At 68.8% G+C, this 6295-nt stretch carries 3 protein-coding genes; all 3 read right to left on the bottom strand.

Features of this window, described 5'->3' with window-relative positions:
* Positions 1 to 1381 (bottom strand): condensation domain-containing protein (locus AC27IO_RS18880; RefSeq protein ID WP_498740172.1); only part of this gene is annotated, 1381 nt, incomplete at its 3' end.
* Between the two features lie 21 nt (positions 1382 to 1402).
* Positions 1403 to 5986 carry a type I polyketide synthase gene (locus AC27IO_RS18875; RefSeq protein WP_498740170.1) on the bottom strand — a complete coding sequence of 1528 codons (4584 nt, stop codon included), beginning with the start codon at positions 5984 to 5986 and terminating at the stop codon, positions 1403 to 1405.
* A complete protein-coding gene (locus AC27IO_RS18870; RefSeq protein ID WP_487090212.1) occupies positions 5986 to 6186 on the bottom strand; it encodes a hypothetical protein in 201 nt (66 codons plus the stop codon). Before AC27IO_RS18870 ends, AC27IO_RS18875 begins: the two co-directional genes overlap by 1 nt.
* Between the last annotated feature and the right edge of the window lie 109 nt (positions 6187 to 6295).

Raw genomic sequence — 6295 nt, 5'->3', positions numbered from 1 at the left:
TCCCAGAATCGAACAGCTCCGAGGCGTAGAGGAACGAGGCCTCGACCTGGCCCGCACCGGTCTCGCAGGTCTGCAGCGTCAGTTCGAACTGGGCTGCTTCCTCGTCGAAATCCAGCCGCTCGACGGCGACACCCGGCCATCCGGCCAACGAGCGATGGTCCCGTCGGAGGTGGTTGAACATGACCTGGAACAGCGGGCTGGTGCTGAGGCTGCGTTCAGGCCGCAGGGCCGCCACCAGATGCTCGAAAGGCAGATCCTGGTGAGCTTGGGCGCCGATGGCGGCATCGCGCGTCTGCTCCAGCAGCGCCGCCCCCTCCGTGCGGCCGTCCAGCCGGGCCCTCAGGACCTGGGTGTTGACGAAAAATCCCACCAGCCCCGCCGTTTCCGCCCGGTTGCGACTGGCCACCGGAACACCCACCCGGATGTCTGTCTGCCCCGTATGCCGCTGCAGCAGCGCGAAGAACCCACTGAGCAGCGCCATGAACAAGGTGGCACCCCTGGCTTGCGCAGCCCGGCGCAACGCCAGCACGAGTGCCTCAGGCAACACCATACGGTGCTGGGCTGCGCGGTAGCGGCCATCGCTGCGTCGGGGGCGGTCGGTGTGCAGGGAAAGCGCCGGTTGCTCTTCCCCCAGCTGCGCGCGCCACCAGGCCAACTGGCGCTCGCTCTCGCCACCGGCCAGCCACTGCGCCTGCCAGGCGGCATAGTCCGCGTACTGGATGGGCAATGCAGCCCATTCAGGCTCGTGGCCCTGCACGCGCGCGGCGTACTGCAGGGCCAGCTCGTCGAGGATGACCTGCACCGACCAGCCGTCTGAAATGATGTGGTGCATCACCACCACCAGTTCATATGCCTGCGCATCCGTTTGAAGGAGTAGCACCCGCATCAGCGGTCCCTTCCCAAGATCGAATGGCGCGCAGCGCAGTGCCTGCACGGCCGGGCTGCGCTGCGCCTCCAGTGCCTCGGGCGACAGGCCACGCAGGTCCAGGCAGGGCAGTTCGATGGGCTCCGGGGCCCGCACGCAGGGCTCGGCGTTGCCATCGGCCTTTTCCAGGAACACCGTGCGCAGCGATTCGTGGCGTGCCACCAAGGCCTGCAGGCTGGCGGCGAGGGCTTGGCGATCCAGGGCGCCGCTCAGGCGAAGGCCACCGCTCACGTGATAGGCGGTGCTGGCGGGATCGAGCCGCCAAAGGAACCACATCCGCTGCTGCGCCGCCGACAGGACGGCTTTCCCCGGTTCACTGCGCACACCGATGGCATGCGGGGATGCCAATGCAGCCGCGTCCATCTGGGCGGCACCACGCAGCCGTTGCTGCAGTTGCGCGCGCTGCGCAGGCGTGAGGCCCGCGCGGCGGGCGGAAAGGTCTTGGGTTTCGAGCATGGGAGGTCTTGGCAACAGAGGTCAGGCAGCGGCGGCAGCCGCACTGCGTTCGATCTCATCGATCAGGCGTGCTTCCACGAGCTGGGCCAGGGCGCCCAGCGTGGGCGCCTTGAAGAATGCGGCAGGGTGCAGTTCCACGGCGTAGGCCTTGCGGACCCTGGCGAGGAGCTGGATGGCCAGGAGGGAATCGCCCCCCAGCTCGAACAGGTTGTCGTGCACGCCGACGCTGCTCATGCCCAGCATGTCCTGCCAGACCTCGGCCAGGGCCAACTCCAGGTCTCCATCCGGCGCCACGTAGGGCGTTGGCAGCACTGGACGCGGATGCCGGCTGCGGCCGGCGGCAGGGACGGGCGTTGTCTCCAGCAGTTCCAGCATGCCGTTGTCGATGTCGCCGAGGCGCTGCGCCAGATCGGTGGTGGAGATCACCACCTGGGCGTGTGCCGGGCCGTTGACGATGCGCTCCAGGGCTTGCGCGCCTTCCGGGCCGTCCATGCCCACCCCGGGGGGCAGGACCAGGCCGGCAGCCATACCCAAGTCTCGCCAGGCATCCCAGTTGACCGAGACCACCGGACAGCGTGACGTGCGCTGCTCCAGCGCGGCCACCGCGTCCAGGTAGGCGTTGGCTGCGGCATAGTCGCTCATGCCCAATCCGCCCGCCATGCTGGAGATGGAAGAGCACAGCAGCACGAAATCCAGCGGCTCACCACGCACGGCGGCCAGCAGGGCCTGGGTGCCACGCAGCTTGGGTGCAAACACCTCGCGGGCCTCCGCCGCGCTGCGCTGGCCGATCATGCCGCTGTTGGCATGGCCGGCCGCATGGATGACACCGTTCAGGGCGCCGAATCGCTGGCGCGCCTGCGCCACGGCCGCCTGCATCTGCAAGAGGTCGGACACGTCGGCGGACAGGGTCAGCACGTCGCCACCCAAAGTTTTCAGCTCCATCAGCTGCACCATTTTTTGGCGCAGCGCCGGTGGCTGGGCAGGGTCCGCCGCCAGGGTGTCCCACCGGTCGGGCGCGGGCATCGCAGTCCGCCCCAGCAGGACCAGGCGGGCTTGCCAATGCTCGGCCAGATGCCTTGCCACCGCCAGGCCCACACCGCCCAGTCCCCCGGTGATGAGATAGACCCCTTGCGGGCGAAGGCGAGCGGTGCCGCGTGCGCCCGAGGGCATCTCCGGACGCGGTAGTGGCTCGTACGCGAGGCGCCAGACCTTGCGCCCGCGATAGACCCGCAGGGGGTCTTCCCGGCGGTGCTGCGCATCGGCCGCCAGTTGCCGGATCAGCCAGGCCGTGCCGTCAATGCTGGAGGGAAGAATCACGTCCGTCGCACGGCAATCGATGTGGGGATATTCCTGCCCGATCACCTTGCACAGCGCGACCAGCATGGCTTTTTCAGGGCACAGGGGATCGAGGCCCGAGACATCGGCCATCTGGTTGGCGACCACCCGCAGGGCCAGCGGCTGCTCGCGCCCCAGTGCCGAATCCTGCAGCGCCTGGACGAAGGCGAGCAGGCTGAAATAGCCCCGCTCCAGGGCCGCATCGGTTGCAGGAACGTCGGTGTCCAGTGCCCAAAGATGGTGAACTTCCACCACTGGTCCATGTGCCGCCTGCACGCGCGCCAGCAGCTGCGCGAGATCGGCCCGGTGGCCGGGCCGCACGACATGGTGCAGCGGACCGATGGGGTGGCTGGCCGCACCGGCCTGCACCCACACCACGGCGTGCCCTGGTGCGGAGCGCTGCTGCAGCGCCTGCAGCAGGCTTTCACAGAAATCGCTGCGGTCACCGAACACCAGCGTGCATGCGCCAGCGCGGGCTTCGGCCACTACGGCCTCGGCAGGGGGAATGGACTTCCAGTCAGGCACGTAGAACGCCTCGCCAGCCAGAGATGGAGCGATCGCCGAAGGCGAAGGCAGCCCTGCCACCGGAGCATCCACCCAGTAGCGGCGGCGCTGGAACGCATAGCCCGGCAGTGGCAGGCGCCGCCGCTGGCCCATGGGATGGCAGGCTGCCCAGTCGATCGCCACGCCCGCGCTCCACAGGCTGGCCAGGGCTTGCGCCATCTGCCGTTCGTTATGCACCTGCTGCTGCGGGTGGGCCTGGCTGGACCAGATGCCGGCCGCCGTATGCGCCAGCGGGTGCTGGCGTGCCAGGCCGGACAGTGTTTCGCCGGGGCCGACCTCCAGCAGCACACGGCCCGGGGTACGGAGAATGACCTCCAGTCCGTCGGCGAAGCGCACGGTGCCACGCAGGTGCCGGGCCCAGTAGGCCGGGTCGGTCGCCTGCTCCGCCGTGATCGGCCGGCCGGTGACATTGGACAGAAAGGCGATTTTCGGGGCATGGCGTGGCACGGCGCCCACCGCCTTTTGCAAGGCCAGCGCAATGCCTTCAGTCATCGCGGAATGCGATGCCACCTCGACGTGAAGGCGGCGCGGCATGAGCTGGCGGGCGAGCAGGGCCTGCTCAGCCGCCTCCACGGCCTTCACAGGCCCGGCGAGAACGCACAGCTGGGTGCCATTGACTGCCGCGATGTCGCAGCCCGCCGCCACGAAAGGCGCGAGTTCCGACTCGGGCAGCGCGATGGCTGTCATGGCCCCGGCCGGCATCGATTGCATGAGCCGGCCGCGCAGGGCGACGAGGCGCAGCGCATCGTCCAGGGAAAACACGCCGGCCAGGCACGCGGCCACGTATTCGCCCAAGCTGTGGCCCAGCAGCAGGGTGGGCTGCACGCCGCGCGACATCCAGAGGCGGGCAAGCGCGTATTCGACGACGAACAGGGCGGGCTGCGTGAACTCGATGCGTGCGAGCTGGGCGTCGGCCCGTGCCTCCTGGCCTGGTGGGGGGTAGAGCAAGGCCAGCAGGTCCAGCCCTTCGGCCTGTCTCAGGGTCTCGCAGCACCGATCGACCGTTTCGCGGAACACGGGCTCGCTGCGGTACAGGGCCAATCCCATGTTGGCATGCTGCGTGCCGCCACCTGGCAGCAGAAAAGCCACCTCGGGCGGCACTTCGGGCGCACGGGCCGGATGCCCCAACACCCCTTCGGCCGCCCGAAGTTCCCGCGCCGCCGAAGTGGCGCCGTCGCTGACGATGGCGGCCCGAAGGGGCAATGTGCGGCGCCCCGTCTGCAGGGTGAAAGCCACGTCGGCCAGGGATGTATCAGCGTGCGCATCGAGGTGCTCGCCCAGGGCCTGCGCGGCCTGCCGCAGCGCTGCGGGGCTTTGCGCCGACAGCGGCAGGACCTGCCACCCCGATGGTGCGCCGGAACGGACCGGCAGCGCAGGTGCCTCTTCCAGCACGACGTGCACGTTGGTACCGCCGATGCCAAATGAGCTCACGCCAGCGCGGCGGGGCACACCCGCCCGAGGCCAGGGCCGTGCAGTTGCATTGACATAGAAAGGGCTGCTGGAGAAATCGATGGAAGGGTTGGGCTGCTCGAAATGCAGGCTGGGGGGAAGGGTCTGATGCTTGAGCGCCAGAACCGCACGGATCAAGCCCGCCACGCCTGCGGCGGCGTCCAGGTGGCCGATGTGGCTCTTGGCCGACCCCAGGGCGCAAAAGCCTTTGCGCTCGGTATCGGCACGGAAGGCCTGGGTCAGCGCGGCCACCTCGATCGGGTCGCCGAGCACCGTGCCGGTGCCGTGGGCCTCCACATAGCCCACGGTATCGGCCGCCACCCCCGCGATCAATTGTGCAGCGCGGATCACCTCGGCCTGCCCGTTAACACTGGGTGCGGTGAATCCGACCTTGTCCGAACCGTCGTTGTTCATGGCGGAGCCTTTGATCACCGCGTGCACGGTGTCGCCATCGCGCAGGGCATCCTCCAGCCGCTTGAGCGCCACGATGCCGCAGCCGCTGCCGATCACCGTGCCGGCGGCGCGCGCATCGAAAGCGCGGCAGTGCCCGTCGGGCGAGAGAATCGCGCCGGCCTGGTAGCGGTAGCCGTCTTCCTGCAGCAGGTTGAGCCACACCCCGCCCGCCAGGGCCATGTCGCAATCATGGCCGAGCAGCGCCTGGCACGCGGTGTGCACGGCCACGAGCGAGGTGGAGCACGCGGTCTGCACCGTCACGGCGGGCCCGCGAAGATCGAGTTTGTAGGCCACGCGCGTGCACAGCGAACTGCCCGCATTGGCGCTGAGCAGCCCCAGCAATTCGGCAATGCCGGTGTCCTTGCCAAGGCCGAAGGCAGGCAGCAGGTGCCGGATCAGGTACAGGTGCGGCCCCTCACCAGCATACACGCCCACCTTGCCCGGCCAACGCTGGGCATCGCAACCCGCGTGCTCCAGCGCGGTCCATGCGCACTCCAGGAAGACGCGTTGCTGGGGGTCGAGTTGTTCGGCCTCGCGCGGCGTGTAGCCGAAGAGTCCGGCATCGAACTGGTCGGCGCCCCTGAAAGGCACGCCGGCCTTGACGTAGTCGGGGTCGTCCAACAGCGACTGCGGCACGCCGCGCTGGCGCAGCGCTTCGTCGCTGAAGCGCTCCACCGCTTCGGTTCCCGTCCGGATCTGGTGCCAGAAGGCCTCTACGTCGTCGGCGCCGGGAAAACGTCCGGCCATGCCGACAATGGCGATCTCGATGCCGGTCCATTCCGGCGGGGTGTTGGTATGCGGCATCAGTTCACTCTTTCTGCGGATTGACGGCGCTGAAGCAGCGCCGCACGCTGGCGCAAGGCGCGTTGATCGGCCTGCTCGGCTCCGGCGGCGGCCTCTGCGCCTTGATGGATTCGTCGGGCCAGGGCCTCGACCGTGGGGTACTGGAAAAGCTGGACCAGGGGCAAACTGATCTGGCAGCGCGACTGGAGCAGCCGGTGCACACGCACCAGCGACAAGGAATGGCCGCCGATGTCAAAGAAATGGTCATTGACGACCCCTACGCGCTGCACCCCCCAGCACCTCGGCCCAGATCTGCGCCAAGCGCCCCTT

The organism is Acidovorax sp. KNOB132 (genome assembly GCF_057541515.1).
Note: the sequence above shows the minus strand (reverse complement) of the source record. Positions and strands in the feature narration are given on the sequence as shown.

Bases quoted from the DNA above. Each gene is read 5' to 3' on its own strand.
- AC27IO_RS18875 (WP_498740170.1), bottom strand. From the start codon at position 5,986: ATGCCGCATACCAACACCCCGCCGGAATGGACCGGCATCGAGATCGCC.